This is a genomic window from Phocaeicola sp. RTP21198st1_B8_RTP21198_201120 (assembly GCF_040929485.1).
In the GTDB taxonomy this organism is placed as follows: domain Bacteria; phylum Bacteroidota; class Bacteroidia; order Bacteroidales; family Bacteroidaceae; genus Phocaeicola; species Phocaeicola dorei.
Map to the genome: position 1 here is coordinate 1 of NZ_JBCOCI010000388.1, position 1,288 is coordinate 1,288.

Annotated in this window: 2 protein-coding genes; both read right to left on the reverse strand. The window is 51.7% G+C overall.

Features of this window, described 5'->3' with window-relative positions; genetic code table 11:
* Positions 1 to 90: 90 nt before the first annotated feature.
* Entirely contained in the window at positions 91 to 540 is a 450-nt protein-coding gene (locus AB5935_RS26575; RefSeq protein WP_005790808.1) for a DUF3408 domain-containing protein, read from the reverse strand.
* Between the two features lie 5 nt (positions 541 to 545).
* On the reverse strand, positions 546 to 1,288 hold a 743-nt coding region (locus tag AB5935_RS26580), incomplete at its 5' end, for a ParA family protein (RefSeq protein ID WP_368327937.1).

Consider the following 1,288-nt stretch of genomic DNA (forward strand, 5'->3'; position numbering starts at 1 on the left):
GGGCAACGTTTCTCTCACTCTTTCTTGTTTGCAGGCTGTCCGCCTGACTGTCATTCATCTTTCTTCTCATGTTGTTATTGATTAAAATGTTTATAAATTGTATGACTCCATGTGTCGCTTGAAGGATTCCGCTATCTCGTCTTGAAACTGTGTGAAATGGTAGGTCAGCACGTTGTCAAGAAAACCGGCGATAGTCACCTCGTTACCTCCGATGATATGTAGCATTTTCAGTATGCGGTCGTGGTACTCCTTTCGGATGTACACCTGTTTTCCGAGCCTTGCCGTGACATTGGACTCCCGCACGAACATGGAATCGTAATCCGTCTTCTCCGGCTTGCCGTTCCTGCGCCTGCGTTCCGTTTCTTCTTTGGGACGTGATGCAGGTTGGGGTCCGGCCGACTGCGGTTCTTCCTTCGGTGGTAGATCCGATACATTGCCGTCCGTGCTTCTTGCTTCCGGCGGTATGCTTGCATCGTCCATACGGAACGAGTTGATTATGGCATCACTGTCGATGTCCTCGATTCTTGCTTTCTTTGCCATGACACTCAATTTTTGATGATACCGAGAATTTCATCCACAAGGCGGTCAAGGTTGCTGCCGCGTACCAGTGTCTTGTCCGCAGGGAACGCCGTGGAACGGAACACCGCCTTGCGCTCCGCCGCTGTTTCCTTGCGGAAACGCTTGCTGTCCGGCAGGAATGTTTCGAGGATAGGCAGGGCGAACTCGGCGCATACCTTGTCGTATGCCTTGTATAGTTCCGTCTTCTCGCGTCCGTCCACCATGTTCCACACAAGGTAGATTCCTTTGATGCCGGATTTTCCCGTGCTTATCATCTGTTCGTTAATGACTGTGGCGAACTTGATGGAACTTTCCATCACCACCCTGTCTGCGATGATGGGTGTGAAGATGTAGTCCATCTTGGCGATAGTCTGTACCGCATCGGCATTGTTGATAGTACCCGGCAGGTCGAAGAACACGAAATCAAGGTCGGGCTGTGCCTCCGTCAGATTTTCGGCGGTTCTTATCGCATCCTCCGCGCGGCTGCATCTGATTGTGTACGGGTTTTTCTTCAGCCGCTTGAGCTGCTCATACGCCATCACTTTGTAATGCCCGTCCTCCATGACGGCTTTCAGGTCACGCTTGCGCATGTCATGAATACTGTACTGCGGAAAGTCGCAGTCCACCACGGCCACGTTGTAGCCTTTCACATAGTGCAGGTAGCTTGCCACAAGCACTGTCAGGGTTGTCTTTCCGGCCCCTCCTTTCTGCGTGGAGATTGCCACATAAG

Bases quoted from the DNA above. Each gene is read 5' to 3' on its own strand.
- AB5935_RS26575 (WP_005790808.1), bottom strand. From the start codon at position 540: ATGGCAAAGAAAGCAAGAATCGAGGACATCGACAGTGATGCCATAATC.